Source organism: Kovacikia sp. CALU 1929, from assembly GCF_056784235.1.
The window spans coordinates 141,249-160,698 of the sequence record NZ_JBXBCF010000090.1 but is presented as its reverse complement, the minus strand read 5'-3'; the positions used below and the strand labels follow the sequence as shown (position 1 = coordinate 160,698).

Below are 19,450 nucleotides of genomic sequence, written 5' to 3'. Positions count from 1 at the left end.
CTATGTCAACCCCTATCCCCCTTATAGCTCCCTGGTTGGCTCAAACCTCTAGCAAGCCCGCCGCTAAACCCAAAACAGCCACAACAGAGCCAGCCAAGGCGGTAGGTTCCGTCGCCTCTGAGTCTACCTCTTCTATTTGGATGTACACCACAGGTGGTTTAGCTGTTTTGTTGATTGCCTTAGGTGTGCTTTCAAAACTGAGTGTGGATAAGGTTAGAAAACAACTTAAATTTGAAACTTTTAAGAACCGGGAACTTCAGAAAAAGCTCAAGTATGCCGTTGAGACCATCGGCAAAATGGAGCGAAACCCCGATCTGATCCACTCGCGGGAATTTAACCTGGACTACCTGCGGATGCGAATGGAAGAGGAAGTCTTTCATTTTGCCATTTTGAATCAGATCAAAATTAAGGTCAAAGACAAAATCACCATCGCGCTGCGACCCAACCAAGGTCATCAGGGGGAAATTGGAATTGCCAGTACCGGGCGGCAGATTGATGAAATCTTTGATGTCGAGTACGAACCGGGAGATTTACCCAAAGGAACTAAGCGAGTTTTGTTCCGGGTTCAGATCAAAATCTTTAAATTGCCAACCCAGCCTACGTCGGTCACTATTAATCAGATTATCGACTGCATGGAAACCTTCCTCAGTCCAGCCGGAGAAAATGCGACCTGGCAACCCACTATCCAGGGGCGAATTGCTAATATGCACTGGGATCAGAAAGCAAAACCCACTCCTCTGCTTGTACTGGAGCAAACCCAGGAAGGCTCAAACGTTACCTTTAGAACCACTCGCATGGCTCATAATTAGAGGTAAGGGGAGAGGGGAGAGGTGTTGTTAGTTGTAAGTGGTCAGTAGTCAGTGGCAGTGAAGGATCAGGGGGTAGGGATTGACGTGTCAGATGTCAGCTTGCCTTCATCCTTCTGCTCTCTGCCTTTACCCTTCATCCTTTACCCCTTCGCTATTTCCTGGGAATTTTAGAACTCCGAACTCTCGATCTCAACGCTTCACTTTCAACTCTCAATTCTCAACTCTTCCCCTTCTCCCCCTCCTCATTCCTGAGATCACTCGCTCCACTCGTGTAAGAATTGTTTAAAATTTCTTAGGACTGTGGGCTTATGTCCCGATTGTGGAGTTGTCTGTGTGCTAGATCCTCTTTTTAGATCATCCGGTAAGTTCATTGTGGGGCTAATTATCCTGGCGCTGGGTGTGACCGGGTGGGGCATTTTTCTGGCATTACGCCCGTCCACCACGAACCAGAACGTTACGGCTCCTCCTGCCGCATCAACTGCTGCCGAGCAACCTGGTGGAGAGGTTTCAGCTTTGGGGAGATTAGAGCCGGGAGGTGAGGTGTTCTGTGTAGCATCTCCTTCCTCCAGCAGCGGATTCAATAGCGTGATTCGCAAGTGGATGGTGAAAGAGGGCGATCGCGTCAAAGAAAACCAGGTGCTTGCGGTGCTGGATACCTACGATCGCCTGTATGCTAATGCGTTTCAGGCACAGGCACAGGTGCAGGAAGCACAGGTTCGTGTGGCTCAGGCAAAAACGGGAGCTAAACCGGCTGAAATTCAGGCGCAGCAAGCTGAAGTTGCCCGTTGGGAGGCTGAACGAGCGAATGCTCTGGCAGAGTACCAGCGCTACGAACAGCTTTACCAGGATGGAGCTATTTCCAAATCTGCTCGAGATAGCCGTCTATTAGCTTTGCAAACCACCACGCGGCAAATTGAGCAGGCAATCAGTAAAACGAACAGTCTGGCACAGGTACGTCCGGTCGATGTGCAGCAGGCAGAGGCACAGCTTCAAGTGGCAATCGCCAGTCTTCAACGTGCCAAAGCCGAAATGGAAACCTCGGCAGTGAGGACTCCCATTTCAGGACAAATTCTCAAAATTCGGGTTAAAGAAGGCGAACAGATTGGGACATTAGGCAGCAGTAATAGCCAACAGTGCAATGGGGTTGCTGAATTAGGTAAAACCGATCAGATGTATGCGGTTGCCGAGGTTGATGAAACTTCAATCGGCAGAGTGCAGACTGGGCAGAGAGCCACCATTACCAGTCTGAGTCAGGCTTTTCCTGGCAGCATTGCCGGAACGGTTGACCATGTGGGCTTACAAATTCGCCGGAATGATGTTCTAAACACTGACCCTGTGGCTGACACCGATACCCGTGTGGTTGAAGTTAAAGTCCGGCTAGATGACAGTAAATCAGTGACCGGGCTGACCAACTCTAGAGTCAGCATCAAAATTCTTTCTCAATAAATGTTTGCGATTCCCCTTGCCTGGTTACAACTTAAACGTGAACGAATTCGGTTACTGATTGCCCTTGCTGGGATTGGGTTTGCCGTTATTTTGATGTTTGTGCAAATGGGCTTTCAGGATGCTCTGTTTGACAGTTCGGTTCGGCTGCACCAAAACCTCGAAGGTGAGGTGTTTCTGATTAGCCCCCAATCAACGGCATTGATTGCCATGCGGACGTTTTCCCAGCGGCGGCTGTATCAGACGTTAGGGTATGAAGGGGTGGAATCAGTTAGCCCACTTTATCTGGGGTTTGGCTTTTGGAAAAATCCAGTCGATCGCAGTACTCGTAGCATTCTAGCGATCGGCTTTGACCCAAACAACTCAGTATTTAGCTCAGAAATAGTTACGAATCTAGATCCAATTCGACAACCAAATGTCGTGTTGTTCGATGCCAAGTCCAGGGAAGAGTTTGGACCGATCTCCCAGCTATACAACGAAGGGAAGCCGGTGATTACAGAAATTGACGGTCGGCGGGTGACGGTTGGCGGCTTGTTTAACATGGGGGCATCTTTTGGCGCAGATGGAAACTTTATCACCAGCGATCTCAACTTTCTGCGGATCTTTCCCAGCCGGGAAATAGGACTGATTGACGTTGGCTCCATTAAGCTGAAGCCAGGAACCGATGTCCAGAAAATAGCTGACCAACTAAAGCGCGACATTCAAGCCGTCACAAAAGATGTGGTGATTTTGACCAAGCCAGAGTTTATCGAGTTTGAACAAAACTACTGGAAAAGCAGTACCGCGATTGGCTTTATCTTTACTCTGGGAGCGGCGATCGGATTTGTGGTAGGTACCGTCATCGTCTACCAAATCCTCTATACCGATGTCTCAGACCACCTGGCAGAATACGCCACACTGAAAGCGATGGGCTACAAAAACCTGTACCTGCTGTCCGTTGTGTTTCAGGAAGCCTTGATTCTCTCAGTCCTGGGATACATTCCCGGTTTCATCTTCTCTATCGGGCTTTATAACCTGACTCGCAATGCAACCGCCCTTCCCATCGGAATGACCCTGGCAAGAGCCATTCTGGTTTTCTGTCTGACCGTGATTATGTGTGTGCTTTCAGGCGCGATCGCAGTTCGCAGGGTGCAGGATGCAGATCCGGCGGATATTTTTTAGCGGTCAGGGGGTTAGACAATATTGCCTGTGGCGTTCCTGAAGGATGGGATAAGCTCCCCCCTCACTGCCTGATAAACAGCGTCCGATACACGGATTCTCCTCGCTTTAGGGTGGAAAGCTCTCGTTCAGTCATAACGGGCAGAGGGTTGTCAGTCAGCCACTCAGGATGCTGGCGAGTAAAGGCAGGGTGATGATCGAAGCGATCGCGCATTTCCGCAGCGACTTCTTTCACATCTGATTGAAGAAATACCACACCGCCAGTAGGCAACGCCTCTGCCAGATCTACAACGATTTCGGGTTGTACTACCCGACGTTTCTGATGCTTACGCTTGAACCAGGGGTCGGGGAACTGAATCGTGACGTACTGTAGCACTCCTTCCGGTAAAGACTCCAGAACAAGACGCAGAGAATTATTAGCGTTACCAAACAAATAAAATAGGTTGACCAATCCCAGGTCTCCTCGCCAACGATTCGCCTGCTCAACCAGGGGTTCTCGGATTTCCAGTCCAAGAAAATTCCATTCCGGTTGCTTCTGCGCCATCTCCAGCAGAAACCGTCCCTTTCCAGATCCAATGTCGAGATGAAGGGCTTGATTGGGTAAACCATATACTCTCTGCCAATCGGGGGGAATGAGTGGAGCCTGATATTTTTTGCTGAGGGGATTTACATGTTCACGCACACGGACAATAGGCAATAGAACCTCCAGGAACTTACTGTCTATATGATAGTGGTTTGTCAGTACGTCCCTAGCTTCAATGGTTCTGGCTGTAATTCGCTTTCACCACTTACCCATTCCATTTTCCTAAATCTCAGAGGTTAAAACTTTCCTGAGAGTAAATCTGCCGCAAGGTTTATTTTGACGGTGAATTTGTAGAGTCAAAATACCTCTTTAGGTTCATAGAAACTTTAAGGCTTCGCAATAATCTTAAACAGAACTTTATAGTCTGTACGGAGTTTGCACCAGTGAATATTCAAACGGTAAAACACTCAGTCAGCAAAGTTGCAGGTTTGATGGCGATCGCCTCGACTGCTGCTCTGTTTAGCCTTCCGGCACTGGCAGGTGTGGGCGAAGCTGTGAATAGAATGAAAACAAAGCCCCAAACGACCTCTCAAGAAGTCCCGGCAAACCCTGCCCCAGCGACTGCTGAGCCTACTGCTCCCGCGCCTCTGACTACTGAGCCTGCGGCTCCCACCTCTACAACGCCCGAAGCTGAAACCACTCCCCAAGCGGCTGAAACCGGCACCATCGTTGATGTCGCTTCCTCAAATGGTTCCTTTACGACTTTAACCGCCGCACTAAAAGCAACTGGACTCAATCAGGAACTTTCCGGGCAAGGACCATACACCGTTTTTGCGCCAACAGATGCAGCATTTGAAGCGCTGCCTGCTGGCACCGTAGAAAAGCTGATGAAACCAGAGAACAAGCAAGTACTCAAAAAGATCCTGAGCTACCATGTGGTATCTGGTGAAGTTGAATCTGCCGATCTAAAGAGTGGACAAGTTCAAACCGTTGAAGGGGCACCTGTTGAAGTCAGTGTGAATGGCAGCAGCGTCAAGGTCAACGATGCCAACGTCACCACCCCCGACATCAAAGCCACTAATGGCGTTATCCACGTCATCGACAAGGTGATTCTGCCTCCTGAAATGTAATTTGATTAACATCACTAGAGCTTTCAGAGCGTAAGCAAAAAGAGGCATAGCAGAGCTATGCCTCTTTTTGCAGGACATGATCATCCAGAATGAGAGGATTCAGCTTTTTCTGAAAAACTGTCGCGAACTAAGAACGGCTGATGAATAACCCCGACCCTGTCTTGCTTATTCACGAGTAACCATTTCTTTCTGCAAGTCCCCAATCAGCTTCTCTAACTGATTAACATCTGCTTTGTAAACGTTACCGCAGAAATCACAAATCGCTTCTGCTCCCTGATCCTTAATGATCATGTCCTGCAATTCAGGAATACTAAATAGTTTTAGTGCTCCCAAGGCGCGATCGTAGGAGCATCCGCAGTGAAACCGCAGAGGCTGTGTTTCTGGGAAAATCTGTAAATCCAGTCCTCCCAAGAGTTGCTCAAAAATTTCTGGCAGAGTCTTTCCTTCTTTAAGCAGCGGAGTAAAACCTGCCAACGACGTAACTCTGGACTCCAATTCCGCTACCAACGCCTCATCATTGGCAGCCTTCGGTAACACCTGAATTAAAAGCCCACCAGAGGCATTAACCCCACGGGTATCAAACGATTCTCCTAATACCAGCGCTGAAGGAGTTTGTTCTGAGTAAGCCAGGTAGTTGGCTACATCTTCTCCTACTTCGCCTGAAACGATCTCTACTGTACTGGTATAGGGATAGTCCAACCCCTCATCCCGCAGGACATAAACGTAGCCCAACCGCCCAACGGCTGTACCGACATCAAACTTTCCACTATCCGTTGGTGGCAATTCCGCTTCGGGATAATCTACAAACCCGCGCACGGTTCCATCCAAACCCGCATCTGCAACAATCCGACCCAGAGGACCATCTCCCTGAATCCTAAGGGTGACCTTTGAGCCTCGGCGTTTCATCCCAGAAGCAAGTAATAGCCCCGCTGTCATTGTTCGACTTAGGGCGGCTGTGGCGACATAGGAAAGCTTGTGGCGCTGCTTGGCTTCCTCGGTCAATTGTGTTGTGATTGCACCTACAGCCCGGATTCCACCCTTTGCCGCAGTTGCCCGAACGAGTTGATCAGCCATGAAATCCCTTACGTTTCTTTACAGTCTATCTCTATTGTAGGGGGTGAAGAGAGTGGAGATAATTAAGTCTAAAGGAAGGAGGGGCAGAGGTGATAGAAGTGAGGGAAGAGGAAGGAGTGGAGAGTGTTGAGTTGAGAATGTTGAGTTAAAAGGTTTTTTGAGTGAGAGATATTTTACGCCTCACCCTTCGCTCGCTTCATCGGCTCATCTGCCATACTAAAAGCAAGTCACTCCACTAATACCCTTTTTATGTTTGGTACTTTTCAGCAGAGTAGCCTCCGAATTGAAGTCCCTGCATCCGAACAAGCTCTGCGGGAAAGCTTGACTCAGTCAGCTAAACTTCAACAGTGGTTAGCTCCAGCCCAGATCGATCGCGGATTGCCTGAACAGTTGAATGCGGGATTGACTTTCACCAGTTGGGTTGGTCCTGTTCCGATTCAGCAATATGTTGATCGACTGGAAGAAAATTGCCTGCGCTTGCTCTTAAGCAGGGGGATCGATGGCTATCATGAATGGTCGTGGGGTGAGGGTTGGGTTCAGTCAAGGTTGGAAGGAGTTTCCTTACTGCCCCTGAACTTGAGTCAGACTCTGAGCTTGCTGCGCTTAAAGCAATTTTTGGCAACCAATCACGCGGAAGCATAGATCCGTTGCGGTTTATGCGATTTAAATGGTGCGATCGCGCTGGGGTTGATCGTGGGATTCCAAAGGATCTGGGGTTCAGTTATTCCGATTCTTCGACTCTTAACCGAACTGATTCAGCATGGGAATGGAGACCTTCTGTCCTTGCCAGAGCATCGATCGCTCCAGCAACATTCTGTAGAGCCGTCGGTGAGTATTGCACCAGACTGGAATGCTTCAAGAATGTCTCAACGCTTAAGGCTGAGGCATAGCGGGCAGAGCCGGAAGTTGGTAATGTATGGTTTGGACCTGCAAGGTAATCGCCTACGGCTTCTGGAGTTGAGCAACCCAGGAAAATGGCTCCAGCATGGCGGATCTTTTCTAGCAGGGACCAGGGGTCTTCGATTTCAAGCTCTAGATGCTCTGGCGCAAAATCATTAGACAGTTCTGCGGCAGCTTCAAGGGACTCGACCACAACAACTAAGCCATAATGGGCGATTGCCTTTTCCGTCAACAACCGACGCGGGTGATCTACTAGCTGGCGCTCCACCTCTTCCACTACCTTCCGTGCCAGCACCGAGTCGTCTGTAAGCAAAATTGCGGCTGCCAACTGGTCATGTTCTGCCTGTGCCAGCATATCAGCCGCCACAAACACAGGATTAGCCGTCTTGTCAGCAATGATCAGAACTTCGGAAGGACCTGCCAGGGAATCAATCCCCACCGTCCCAAAAACCAATTTCTTTGCCAGGGTGACATAAATATTGCCGGGTCCCGTAATCATATCCACTTTTGGGATCGTTTCTGTCCCATAAGCAAGCGCCGCGATCGCCTGCGCCCCACCCACCCGATATATCTCTTGTACGCCCGCTTCCTGGGCAGCCACCAGAACGGCTGGATTAATTCCTGCATCCCCCCCGGGTGGTGTGACCATTGCAATCCGGGGAACTCCAGCAACCTTTGCTGGAACTGCATTCATCAACACTGTACTGGGATAGGATGCCAACCCTCCAGGTACATAAAGTCCTGCTCGGTCAACCGGCGTGTATCGCTTACCCAGGACAACTTCATCCTCCCCAAAATGAACCCAACTCTTGGGAATCCGTTGTCGATGAAATGCCTCAATTTTGCGGCAGGCTAATTGAATAGCGTTCAGTAGATCTTTAGAAACCTGCTGGTAAGCAGCATCCAATTCGGAACCGCTCACCCGCAAATTGTCAAGAGACAAATTAACCCGATCAAATTCTAAGGTGTAATGCAGCAGTGCCTTGTCTCCCTGGCGCTTCACAGTCTGAAGCACTTCTCGCACCGTTGCCTCCTTATGAATGACCTGATCGTCATGGGTGCGCTCACAGATCCGTAGCAGTTCAATTCGCGCCTCAGATCGCTGAGTAATGATTCGCAGCATGGAGTAGGTATGCCAGTCTTAAGGAGTTGCCCGGTTGAGAACAGATCTTAACTATTTCGACAGCATAATGTCGATTGCACCTGTACTCATTTCTCTAGCTTAACCTGTAATTTCAGGGGATCACGAATCGTCTGGAGAAGATGCTATAGTAATTTATCTAGTATGATGTATGTTTGTTCAACAGAGTTCAATAGATAGGGTCTTCAGGATTTACTGTGGCTAATATCAAGTCTGCCATCAAGCGAGTTCAGATTGCCGAGCGCAATCGACTACGAAATAAGAGTTACAAGTCAGCGGTCAAGACGTTGATGAAGAAGTGTTTTTCAGCAGTTAACAGCTATGCTGCTGATCCTAGTCCTGAGCTAATGCAAGAAGTTCAGCAAAGTATGTCGTCTGCCTATAGCAAGATTGATAAGGCAGTCAAGCGTGGCGCGCTCCACCCTAATACAGGAGCGCGGAAGAAATCCCGTCTGGCTCGAGCGCTGAAACATCATGAAGTGCCTCAATCGGTGGCTTCTTAGAGTGCTAGGCTCCAGGTTGTTTCTCGCAAACGGTCGTTCCTAGCTCTAATCCTTAGCCTCCTGTTCCCATGCGGTTGATTGACACCCACGTTCATATCAACTTTGATGCATTCCAGTCTGATCTGGACACTGTCGCGCGTCGTTGGCGCGCTGCTGGTGTTGTGCGGCTTATTCATTCGTGTGTGGAGCCTGGCGAGTTTTCTGGGATTCAGGCGATCGCAAATCGATTCCCAGAGCTGTTTTTTGCCGTTGGACTCCATCCTCTGGATGTGGAAGAGCGCTGGACAGATGATTCTGTCAAGGAAATTTTAAGGCTTGCAAGATCTGACGCGAGGGTTGTGGCAATTGGTGAAACTGGCTTGGACTTTTTTAAGGCAACTAACCAAGAGCAGCAGAGACAGGCATTTGAGTCCCAGTTAGCGATCGCCCGCAATTTGAACCTGCCCGTGATCATTCACTGTCGCGATGCTGCGGTTTCAATGGCAGACTGGTTACGTCAACTGTGGCAAACTGAGGGATCTGTACCTGGGGTGATGCACTGTTGGAGTGGCACCCCAGAGGAAACAGAATGGTTTCTGGATCTGGGTTTTTATATCAGCTTCAGCGGTATTGTGACCTTTAAGAACGCGACTCAGGTGCAGGAGTCAGCCAGGGTGGTACCCTGCGATCGGCTGTTAATTGAAACCGATTGTCCATTTCTTGCCCCTGTTCCTAAACGAGGTCAAAGGCGCAACGAACCATCCTACGTGCAGTATGTTGCTCAGCAAATGGCTCAATTGCGCCAAATTTCTCTGGAAGAGCTTGCCGAGCAGACGACTCAAAACGCCTGTAGATTGTTCAATTTGCCAGTTCCTGAAGAATCCGATTTAATTCGGTTAGAGTTAAGTAGCGTTACTGTTGACTGAAGCCCAAAATTTTGCTAAGCAGCGCCAAATTAAGAATTCTTACGCCATAATGGATGGAAGTGTCTACACCGGATGATCAATAATCTCAAACCTAATTCGCCTGAATGCTAGAAGTTAATCTTTACTCCTATTGCCAAGTTTTCCCCGGAAACTAGTTTGACTAGCAGTTTTGGCTGAATCCTGTCTATCTCTAGGCTGACTTCTGGGGTTATTTATGTAACCCACATACATCACACAAATGATTGGAGCTTCCCCTGGACTGTCAACCACCTGATTAACTGAATAGATCGCTACTTGGGTTCTGACTGGAATCCAGGAATTTTGTATTGACTTATTCGTACAAACTCTGTAAAATCTGGGATTCGCGCTGGGCGTGAACCTTCCGAAGGAGACGCATGACTGAGCAAACTTACAATATACCCGCTTTCACTTTACCAGACCTGGTTGAGATTCAGCGGGCGAGTTTTCGTTGGTTTCTTGAAGAGGGGCTGATTGAGGAACTCGATAGCTTCTCACCAATTACAGACTACACCGGCAAACTAGAGCTTCATTTTCTAGGTAAGGATTTTAAGCTGAAACGTCCTAAGTATGATGTGGATGAAGCCAAGCGGCGAGACAGTACCTACGCCGTCCAGATGTACGTTCCAACTCGCCTAGTTAATAAGGAGACAGGCGAAATTAAGGAACAAGAGGTTTTTATTGGGGATTTGCCCCTGATGACCGATCGTGGAACGTTCATTATTAACGGAGCGGAACGGGTCATCGTCAACCAGATTGTCCGGAGTCCCGGTGTTTACTACAAGTCTGAAACCGACAAAAACGGACGCCGCACCTACAATGCCAGCCTGATCCCCAACCGGGGTGCATGGCTCAAATTTGAAACAGACAAAAATGATCTGGTCTGGGTTCGGATTGACAAAACCCGCAAATTATCTGCCCAAGTGCTGCTGAAGGCACTGGGACTTACTGATGGGGAAATCTTTGATGCCCTCCGCCATCCAGAGTACTTTCAGAAGACGATTGAAAAGGAAGGTCAGTTTGGGGAAGAAGAAGCTCTGATGGAGCTTTACCGCAAATTGCGTCCCGGTGAACCGCCCACCGTATCGGGTGGTCAGCAGTTGCTTGATTCTCGCTTCTTCGACCCCAAACGTTACGACCTTGGTAAAGTGGGTCGCTACAAGTTGAATCGCAAGTTACGCCTGAACGTGCCTGAGGGAATGCGAGTTTTGACCCCTCAGGATATTCTGGCGGCGATCGACTATCTGATCAATCTTGAATTTGACATTGGTAGCATTGATGACATTGATCACCTGGGTAACCGTCGCGTCCGCTCAGTCGGTGAGTTGTTGCAAAATCAGGTGCGGGTCGGCTTAAATCGTCTAGAACGGATTATTCGGGAACGGATGACTGTTTCTGATGCCGATTCTCTAACCCCTGCATCCCTGGTCAACCCCAAACCTCTGGTGGCTGCAATTAAGGAGTTCTTTGGCTCCTCTCAGCTATCTCAGTTCATGGATCAGACTAACCCTCTGGCAGAGTTGACCCACAAGCGCCGTCTCAGTGCCCTTGGTCCTGGTGGTCTAACGCGAGAACGGGCAGGTTTCGCGGTGCGTGATATTCACCCTTCTCACTACGGGCGAATTTGTCCGATTGAGACACCGGAAGGTCCTAACGCAGGACTCATCGGTTCCCTGGCGACCCACGCCCGCGTCAATGCCTACGGCTTCATTGAAACGCCCTTCTATAAAGTTGAGAATGGTCGTGTGCGTAAGGACATTCCTCCGGCATATATGACCGCCGACGAGGAAGACGATCTGCGGGTTGCTCCGGGTGACATTCCAATGGACGAAGAAGGGCGCATTTTAGGCGAACAGGTGCCCGTGCGTTATCGTCAAGATTTTACGACCACAACCCCCGATGAGGTGGATTATGTTGCGGTTTCTCCGGTGCAGATTATTTCTGTTGCCACCTCCCTGATTCCATTCCTGGAGCATGATGATGCAAACCGTGCCCTCATGGGTTCTAACATGCAGCGACAGGCGGTTCCCCTTTTGCGTCCAGAGCGTCCCCTGGTAGGAACGGGACTGGAGGCACAGGCAGCGCGCGACTCTGGGATGGTAATTGTTAGCCGTACCGACGGGGAAGTCACCTTTGTTTCAGCTGATCGAATTCGGGTTCGAGATGCCAATGGGCGTGAGATTGAATATCAGTTGCAAAAGTATCAGCGGTCTAACCAGGATACCTGTCTGAATCAGCGCCCCATTGTGTTTACAGGTGATAAGGTGTCTGCGGGACAAATTCTGGCAGATGGCTCAGCAACTGAGCAGGGTGAACTGGCACTGGGTCAGAATATCGTCGTTGCCTATATGCCCTGGGAAGGGTACAACTACGAGGATGCGATTTTAATTAGCGAACGCCTGGTTTACGAAGATGTTTACACATCGATCCACGTTGAAAAATACGAGATTGAAGCCCGTCAGACTAAGCTAGGTCCTGAGGAAATTACCCGTGAAATTCCGAACGTGGGTGAAGATGCCTTACGTCAGTTAGACGAAACTGGCATCATTCGGATTGGTGCCTGGGTTGAAGCAAGTGACATTTTAGTTGGGAAGGTGACTCCGAAAGGGGAATCTGACCAACCTCCCGAAGAAAAGTTGCTGCGGGCTATTTTCGGCGAAAAGGCAAGGGATGTTCGCGATAACTCCCTGCGCGTGCCAAATGGTGAGAAAGGTCGGGTCGTCGATGTCCGAGTTTTTACTCGGGAACAGGGGGATGAATTACCTCCCGGTGCCAACATGGTTGTTCGCGTTTATGTGGCTCAGAAGCGCAAGATTCAAGTGGGTGACAAAATGGCGGGACGGCATGGCAACAAGGGTATTATCTCCCGTATTTTGCCGATTGAAGACATGCCCTACTTGCCAGATGGTTCCCCGGTGGATATTGTGCTGAACCCGCTGGGGGTGCCGTCGCGGATGAACGTGGGGCAGGTCTATGAATGTCTCCTGGCATGGGCAGCGGAAAACCTGGGTGTTCGTTTCAAGGTGATTCCGTTTGATGAAATGCACGGTGAGGAAAAGTCTCGTGAAACGGTGCATGGAAAACTGAAGGAAGCCCGCGAAGAGACACTAGAAGCCACGAATGGGGTACGAGGAGATTGGCTGTTTGATGAGCAAAACCCGGGCAAGACTCAAGTGTTCGACGGTCGGACTGGTGAAGCCTTTGATCGCCCGATCACGATTGGCAAAGCCTATATGCTGAAGCTGGTTCACCTGGTGGATGACAAGATCCATGCGCGTTCTACGGGTCCCTACTCACTTGTAACGCAGCAGCCTTTGGGTGGTAAAGCTCAACAGGGTGGTCAGCGCTTTGGGGAGATGGAAGTGTGGGCGTTGGAAGCTTTCGGTGCTGCCTATACCCTGCAAGAACTATTGACTGTAAAGTCTGATGACATGCAGGGGCGGAACGAGGCATTGAACGCGATCGTCAAGGGGAAAGCAATTCCCCGACCCGGCACCCCAGAGTCTTTCAAAGTACTCATGCGCGAACTTCAGTCCCTCTGTCTGGATGTTGCGGTTCATAAACTGGATACCCGTGAAGATGGCACCAGCCGTGATACAGAAGTGGATCTGATGGCAGATGTTAACAGCCGCCGCGCTCCCTCAAGACCGACCTATGAGTCCATTTCGAGGGATGAAATGGACGAAAGCGACGAATAAAACGGTTGTTAGTTAATAAGTGGTGAGCGGTTGGTAGTCCAATCACTCACCATTGGAACTAGCAAAGACGATAGGTCATAAATCCTCTAACAACCAACAACCAAACACTAACAACTGAGAAGAGGAACAGAAGCGATGCCAAAGCTAGAGCAGCGGTTCGACTATGTCAAGATTGGTCTGGCATCTCCCGAGCGGATTCGCCAGTGGGGGGAGCGTGCCCTGCCCAACGGGCAAGTAGTCGGTGAGGTGACGAAACCAGAGACAATTAATTACCGAACCTTGAAGCCAGAGATGGATGGTCTCTTTTGTGAACGGATCTTTGGTCCGGCAAAGGACTGGGAATGTCACTGTGGTAAGTACAAGCGGGTGCGGCACCGGGGTATTGTTTGTGAGCGGTGCGGTGTTGAAGTCACAGAGTCCCGTGTGCGGCGTCACCGGATGGGGTATATCAAGTTGGCTGCCCCAGTTGCCCACGTCTGGTATCTCAAGGGCATCCCTAGCTACATGGCAATTCTACTGGACATGGCGCTACGGGACGTGGAACAGATTGTTTACTTTAATGCCTATGTGGTGTTAAACCCTGGCAATGCTGAGAATCTGACCTATAAACAACTGCTGACGGAAGATCAGTGGATTGAAATTGAAGACGAGCTTTACAGTGAAGACTCGAAACTCACTGGAGTTGAGGTTGGGATTGGGGCGGAGGCTTTGCAACGCCTGCTACAGGATATTGCCCTGGAGAAGGAAGCGGAGCAACTTCGGGAAGAGATTGCAACCTCCAAAGGGCAAAAGCGGGCAAAGTTAATCAAGCGCCTGCGGGTGATTGACAACTTTATTGCCACTGGCTCTCAGCCGGACTGGATGGTGCTTTCAGTGATTCCAGTGATTCCTCCCGATCTGCGCCCGATGGTGCAGTTGGATGGCGGACGATTTGCGACTTCTGACTTAAACGATTTGTATCGTCGGGTGATTAACCGCAATAACCGTCTGGCACGGTTACAGGAGATCCTTGCCCCCGAAATTATTGTCCGGAATGAAAAACGGATGCTTCAGGAGGCGGTGGATGCTCTAATTGACAACGGACGTCGGGGTCGTACTGTTGTAGGTGCCAATAACCGTCCCCTCAAATCTCTGTCAGACATTATTGAGGGTAAACAGGGACGCTTCCGTCAAAACCTGCTGGGTAAGCGGGTAGACTACTCTGGTCGTTCGGTAATTGTGGTCGGTCCTAAGCTGAAGATTCACCAGTGCGGGTTGCCAAGGGAAATGGCGATCGAATTATTCCAACCCTTTGTCATCCATCGTTTGATCCGTCAAGGCTTGGTCAACAACATTAAGGCTGCTAAGAAATTGATTCAGCGCAACGACCCAACGGTGTGGGACGTGCTGGAGGAAGTGATTGAAGGACACCCAGTAATGTTGAACCGGGCACCGACCCTACACCGGCTGGGGATTCAGGCATTTGAACCAATTCTGGTCGAAGGACGGGCGATTCAACTCCACCCCCTGGTTTGTCCTGCGTTTAACGCGGACTTTGACGGAGACCAGATGGCAGTACATGTACCCCTATCTTTGGAAGCCCAGGCAGAGGCACGGCTATTGATGCTGGCATCTAATAATATTCTGTCTCCAGCAACTGGTCGTCCGATTATTACACCCAGTCAAGACATGGTACTGGGCTGTTACTATCTGACCGCAGAAAACCCTGATGCCACCAGAGGTGCAGGAAGCTACTTTGCTAATCTAAGCGATGCCATCATTGCCTATGAACAGCAGGAAGTCGATCTTCATGCCTATGTTTGGGTGCGGTTTGAGGGTGCGGTTGAAACTGATGAACCGGATACTGAGGTTTTGGAAGAGAATCGCGGTGAAGACGGTACAGTCACCAAATTCTATAAGTTCCGTCGGATACGAGAAGACTCGGAAGGAAATGTGATCTCTCAGTACGTCCGCACAACTCCAGGACGCATTATCTACAACAAGACAATTCAAGATGCTCTAGCAGTGTAGAGCAAAGGTTTCTGGGTTTTGGATTTTAGGTTGGCGATTTGGGAGCGCGATCTAAGGTTCAAAACCTCTAATCCAACCCATTTACGGTAGAGGCGGGGTAAACGATGGCAGAGCAGAACAATCAACCAATTTTTCGCAATCGAGTCATCAATAAGGGGCAGTTGACTCGGTTGATTTCCTGGGCATTCATGCACTATGGTACCGCCCGCACTGCCCAGATGGCTGATTTAATCAAGGATCTGGGCTTTCGGTATGCAACGAAGGCAGGGGTTTCAATTAGCGTTGATGATCTTCAAATTCCTGCTAGCAAGCGGCAGCTGATCGAATCGGCAGAGGAGATGATCCGGGAAACGGAAGATCGGTATACTCGCGGAGAGATTACGGAGGTTGAACGGTTCCAGAAGGTGATTGATACCTGGAACAGTACGAATGAGGACTTAAAAAATGAAGTGGTCCGCAACTTTAAGACCAATAGTCCGCTTAATTCAGTTTATATGATGGCATTCTCTGGAGCGCGGGGTAATATTTCCCAGGTGCGCCAGTTGGTAGGAATGCGGGGGTTGATGGCAAACCCCCAGGGTGAAATTATTGACTTGCCGATCAAGACAAACTTCCGTGAAGGGTTGACGGTAACGGAGTATATCATCTCGTCCTATGGTGCCCGCAAAGGCTTGGTAGATACGGCACTGCGAACGGCGGACTCTGGTTATCTAACGCGCCGTTTGGTAGACGTTTCCCAGGATGTGATTATTCGGGAGGTTGACTGCGGTACTCAGCGCGGTATTGCATTGGGCAGTATGAAGGATGGCGATCGCATCCTGATTCCGCTCAAAACCCGGTTGCTGGGACGGGTCTTTGCGCGGGATGTAATTCACCCAATCACTGGGGAAGTGCTGGCAGCTCGTAATCAGGATATTTCAGATACCCTAGCCGAGCTAATTGATAAGGCAGGGGTAGAAGAGGTGGTAGTGCGATCGCCCCTCACCTGTGAAGCGACCCGTTCTGTTTGCCAATCCTGCTATGGCTGGAGCTTGGCCCATGCCAAGACAGTAGATATTGGAGAGGCAGTGGGCATTATTGCGGCTCAATCTATCGGTGAACCGGGAACTCAGCTAACGATGCGCACCTTCCATACAGGCGGCGTGTTTACGGGCGAAATGGCACGCCAGGAACGTGCCAATTTTGCCGGGACCATCCGGTTTCCCAAGAAGCTGAAGACCCGTTCCTACCGCACCCGCCACGGAGAAGATGCCCTGGTGGTTGAATCGGTGGATGCCAAGTCTCAGATTACCCTGGAAAGTAAGGATGGTCAGCAACAGTCCTTCTCCGTTGCTCAGGGAGCGACCGTGCTGGTACGAGACGGGGAAAAAGTGAAGGCAGGGCAAATTCTGGCAGAAGTGCCTCTGACTGGGCGATCGCGCAAGACCACAGAAAAAGCCGCGAAAGATGTAGCGTCCGACATGGCAGGTGAGGTTAAGTTTGCTGACCTGGTGCCGGAAGAAAAGAAAGATCGCCAAGGCAACACCACCCGTATTGCCCAGCGGGGTGGTCTCCTCTGGATTCTTTCTGGCGAGGTTTACAACCTGCCGCCCGGTGCTGAGCCAATTGTCAGTAACGGGGATTCGATCGAAGCGGATGGTGTCATCGCTGAGACCAAACTGATCACCGAGCATGGGGGTACGGTTCGGTTGCCCCAGGAAATTGAGGGTAAAGGTGGACGGGAGGTAGAAATTATTACTGCCTCTGTGCTGTTAGACCAGGCGCGGGTGCGGGTGGAAAGCTACCAGGGTCGGGATCATTACCTGATCGAAACGAACCACAATCAGCTTTTCTCCCTAAAAGCAACTCCCGGAACCAAAGTGACCAACAATCAGGTGGTTGCCGAACTGATCGACGACCACTACCGCACCCAAACGGGTGGCATCATCAAGTACTCTGGGGTCGAAGTTGCCAAGCGTGGCAAAGCAAAACAGGGGTATGAAGTGGTCAAGGGGGGCACCCTGCTGTGGATTCCAGAAGAAGCCCACGAAGTCAATAAAGACATTTCGCTGCTGATGGTGGAAGACGGTCAGTACGTGGAAGCAGGTACTGAAGTGGTTAAAGACATCTTCTGCCAGAGCAACGGTGTGGTTGAAGTGACTCAGAAAAACGACATTCTGCGGGAAATTGTGGTTAAACCCGGTGATCTGCACATGATCGATAATCTGGACGACATCATCACCCGTGAGAGTACCCTGGTCAACCCCGGTCAGCAAGTTATGCCGGGACTAATTGTCGATGAATTGCGCTATGCCGAGTATGTGGAAACTCCTGAGGGCCCAGCCATGCTGTTGCGTCCGGTGACAGAGTTTTCCGTGCCCGATGAGCCTTCCGTTCCCAGCCAGGAATCGACCAGTGAAGAGTCGGGTCGGTCCATTCGCCTGCGGGCTGTGCAGCGGATGCCTTACAAGGATGGAGAGCGGGTCAAGTCCGTTGAAGGGCTGGAATTGCTCAAAATTCAACTGGTACTAGAGATCGATAAGGATGCGCCTCAACTAGCGGCAGACATTGAGTTGGTACAAGATGAAACCGAGCCTGAAATGCTCCGCCTTCAGTTGGTCATTCTGGAATCCTTGGTGGTTCGCCGTGACATTGCCGCTGATCCGACCCAGGGTAGTACGCTCACCCGCATTTTAGTTAAGGATGGTGACCAGATTGCTCCTGGAGCCGTGGTTGCCCGTACCGAGATCCAATGCAAGGAAGCTGGGGAAGTCCGAGGGATTCGGCAGGGAGCAGAAGCCATTCGGCGGATTCTGGTGGTTCGGGATGCGGACCAGGTGATGGTTGAAACAGCGGGTAAACCTCCGACCGTAAAAACTGGGGATCTCTTGGTGGCTGGGAGTGAGATTGCCTCTGGTGTTGTGTTAGAGGAATCTAGTCAGGTGGTTGAAGTGGGAGATACCTCTGTCAAGTTGCGGTCTGCTCGTCCCTACCGGGTGTCTCCTGGTGCGGTGCTACACATTGATGATGGCGACCTGGTGCAACGGGGTGACAACCTGGTGCTGCTGGTGTTTGAGCGTACTAAGACTGGGGATATCATTCAGGGTCTTCCCAGGATTGAGGAACTGCTGGAAGCCCGGAAACCCAAGGAAGCCTGCGTCTTGGTGGAACGAGCGGGTACTGCTCAGGTGAACTATGGAGAAGATGATTCGGTGGAAGTCAAGGTGATTGAAACCGATGGCGTTGTGACAGAGTACACCCTGAGTCCTGGTCAAAACGTGATTGTGGGTGACGGACAGGAGGTAAACGCTGGAGAGCGTCTCACCGATGGTCCTGCCAATCCCCATGAACTGCTGGAGGTCTTGTTCAAGGCAAACCGGGAAACAGCCGGGGTTCACGATGCAGCCCTGGTTAGTTTGCGGGAGGTGCAGATGTTCCTGGTGAATGAAGTACAGTCTGTGTACCAGTCTCAGGGAATTGATATTTCAGACAAGCATATTGAGGTTGTGGTGCGCCAAATGACCTCCAAGGCTCGTGTAGATGATGGAGGCGATACGACTATGCTGCCTGGAGAGCTAGTTGAGCTTTACCAGGTAGAGCAGGTGAATGAGGCAATGTCGATCACGGGCGGTGCTCCGGCAGAATATACGCCTGTGCTGTTGGGTATCACCAAGGCTTCGCTGAACACCGATAGCTTTATCTCGGCTGCCAGCTTCCAGGAAACCACCCGGGTTCTGACAGAGGCGGCGATCGAAGGTAAGTCTGATTGGTTACGTGGCTTGAAGGAAAACGTCATCATTGGACGGTTAATTCCAGCAGGTACAGGCTTTAATGCCTATGAAGAGGTGGGTAGCCCGGATATTGACCTGACCTATGACGGTATCAACATGTTTGATGATGATGCTGATCTAAAAGATGTGGTGTTGGACGATCGCACCGCCCGTGCCTACGGGTTAGATAACTTTGAAGATCGCCCCAACTTCACCTTTGACAACTTCGGTATGACTCCTGAAAGCCCTGCTTTCTCACCCATCCTGGAAGATGATGATCTGATCAGCGATGATATGGGGGACGACGGGGACGATAACGGGGAAGACGAGGACGACGATGAGATCTAGATCCAGTGCCAAATTTGGCTTCTAAAGCTCACTTTTGAATT

The 19,450-nt window shown here is 50.4% G+C and carries 13 protein-coding genes; 10 read left to right on the top strand and 3 right to left on the bottom strand.

The window, feature by feature from the left end:
- The first annotated feature begins 2 nt into the window (after positions 1 to 2).
- The 3 genes from AC1S52_RS25160 to devC all read left to right on the top strand — a co-directional run bounded on the left by AC1S52_RS25160 (position 3) and on the right by devC (position 3,413).
- Positions 3 to 809 carry a hypothetical protein gene (locus AC1S52_RS25160; protein WP_482031787.1) on the top strand — a complete coding sequence of 269 codons (807 nt, stop codon included), beginning with the start codon at positions 3 to 5 and terminating at the stop codon, positions 807 to 809.
- Between the two features lie 333 nt (positions 810 to 1,142).
- Positions 1,143 to 2,255, top strand: coding sequence for an ABC exporter membrane fusion protein (locus AC1S52_RS25155; RefSeq protein ID WP_482031786.1), 1,113 nt, complete (start codon positions 1,143 to 1,145; stop codon positions 2,253 to 2,255).
- The gene (gene devC / locus AC1S52_RS25150) at positions 2,256 to 3,413 is read left to right on the top strand and encodes an ABC transporter permease DevC (RefSeq protein ID WP_482031785.1); all 1,158 of its coding nucleotides are present in this window, start codon (positions 2,256 to 2,258) and stop codon (positions 3,411 to 3,413) included.
- Between the two features lie 61 nt (positions 3,414 to 3,474).
- Here the strand turns inward: devC and trmB are convergent, their stop codons facing one another.
- The gene (trmB, locus tag AC1S52_RS25145) at positions 3,475 to 4,107 is read right to left on the bottom strand and encodes a tRNA (guanosine(46)-N7)-methyltransferase TrmB (RefSeq protein ID WP_482031784.1); all 633 of its coding nucleotides are present in this window, start codon (positions 4,105 to 4,107) and stop codon (positions 3,475 to 3,477) included.
- A gap of 269 nt (positions 4,108 to 4,376) precedes the next feature.
- Between trmB and AC1S52_RS25140 the strand changes: the two genes are divergently transcribed.
- Positions 4,377 to 5,063, top strand: coding sequence for a fasciclin domain-containing protein (locus AC1S52_RS25140; RefSeq protein ID WP_482031783.1), 687 nt, complete (start codon positions 4,377 to 4,379; stop codon positions 5,061 to 5,063).
- A gap of 165 nt (positions 5,064 to 5,228) precedes the next feature.
- Here the strand turns inward: AC1S52_RS25140 and hslO are convergent, their stop codons facing one another.
- Entirely contained in the window at positions 5,229 to 6,137 is a 909-nt protein-coding gene (gene hslO / locus AC1S52_RS25135) for an Hsp33 family molecular chaperone HslO (protein ID WP_482031782.1), read from the bottom strand.
- A 249-nt stretch (positions 6,138 to 6,386) separates the two neighbouring features.
- Between hslO and AC1S52_RS25130 the strand changes: the two genes are divergently transcribed.
- Entirely contained in the window at positions 6,387 to 6,779 is a 393-nt protein-coding gene (locus tag AC1S52_RS25130; RefSeq protein WP_482031781.1) for a hypothetical protein, read from the top strand.
- 79 nt (positions 6,780 to 6,858) lie between these two features.
- Here the strand turns inward: AC1S52_RS25130 and hisD are convergent, their stop codons facing one another.
- Positions 6,859 to 8,160: a histidinol dehydrogenase gene (gene hisD / locus AC1S52_RS25125; protein WP_482031780.1), complete on the bottom strand. Its 1,302-nt coding sequence runs from the start codon at positions 8,158 to 8,160 to the stop codon at positions 6,859 to 6,861.
- A gap of 215 nt (positions 8,161 to 8,375) precedes the next feature.
- On the opposite strand from hisD, the gene rpsT reads away from it, so the two are divergent.
- The 5 genes from rpsT (at position 8,376) to AC1S52_RS25100 (ending at position 19,409) form a co-directional block, all read left to right on the top strand.
- Positions 8,376 to 8,681 carry a 30S ribosomal protein S20 gene (rpsT, locus tag AC1S52_RS25120; RefSeq protein ID WP_482031779.1) on the top strand — a complete coding sequence of 102 codons (306 nt, stop codon included), beginning with the start codon at positions 8,376 to 8,378 and terminating at the stop codon, positions 8,679 to 8,681.
- 68 nt (positions 8,682 to 8,749) lie between these two features.
- On the top strand, positions 8,750 to 9,586 hold the full coding sequence (locus AC1S52_RS25115; RefSeq protein ID WP_482031778.1) for a TatD family hydrolase: 837 nt from the start codon (positions 8,750 to 8,752) through the stop codon (positions 9,584 to 9,586).
- Between the two features lie 395 nt (positions 9,587 to 9,981).
- Complete coding sequence (gene rpoB / locus AC1S52_RS25110) at positions 9,982 to 13,302, top strand: DNA-directed RNA polymerase subunit beta (RefSeq protein ID WP_482031777.1); 3,321 nt, start codon at positions 9,982 to 9,984, stop codon at positions 13,300 to 13,302.
- 135 nt (positions 13,303 to 13,437) lie between these two features.
- Complete coding sequence (locus AC1S52_RS25105; protein ID WP_482031776.1) at positions 13,438 to 15,312, top strand: DNA-directed RNA polymerase subunit gamma; 1,875 nt, start codon at positions 13,438 to 13,440, stop codon at positions 15,310 to 15,312.
- Positions 15,313 to 15,416: 104 nt separating this feature from the next.
- The gene (locus tag AC1S52_RS25100) at positions 15,417 to 19,409 is read left to right on the top strand and encodes a DNA-directed RNA polymerase subunit beta' (protein ID WP_482031775.1); all 3,993 of its coding nucleotides are present in this window, start codon (positions 15,417 to 15,419) and stop codon (positions 19,407 to 19,409) included.
- Positions 19,410 to 19,450: the final 41 nt, after the last annotated feature.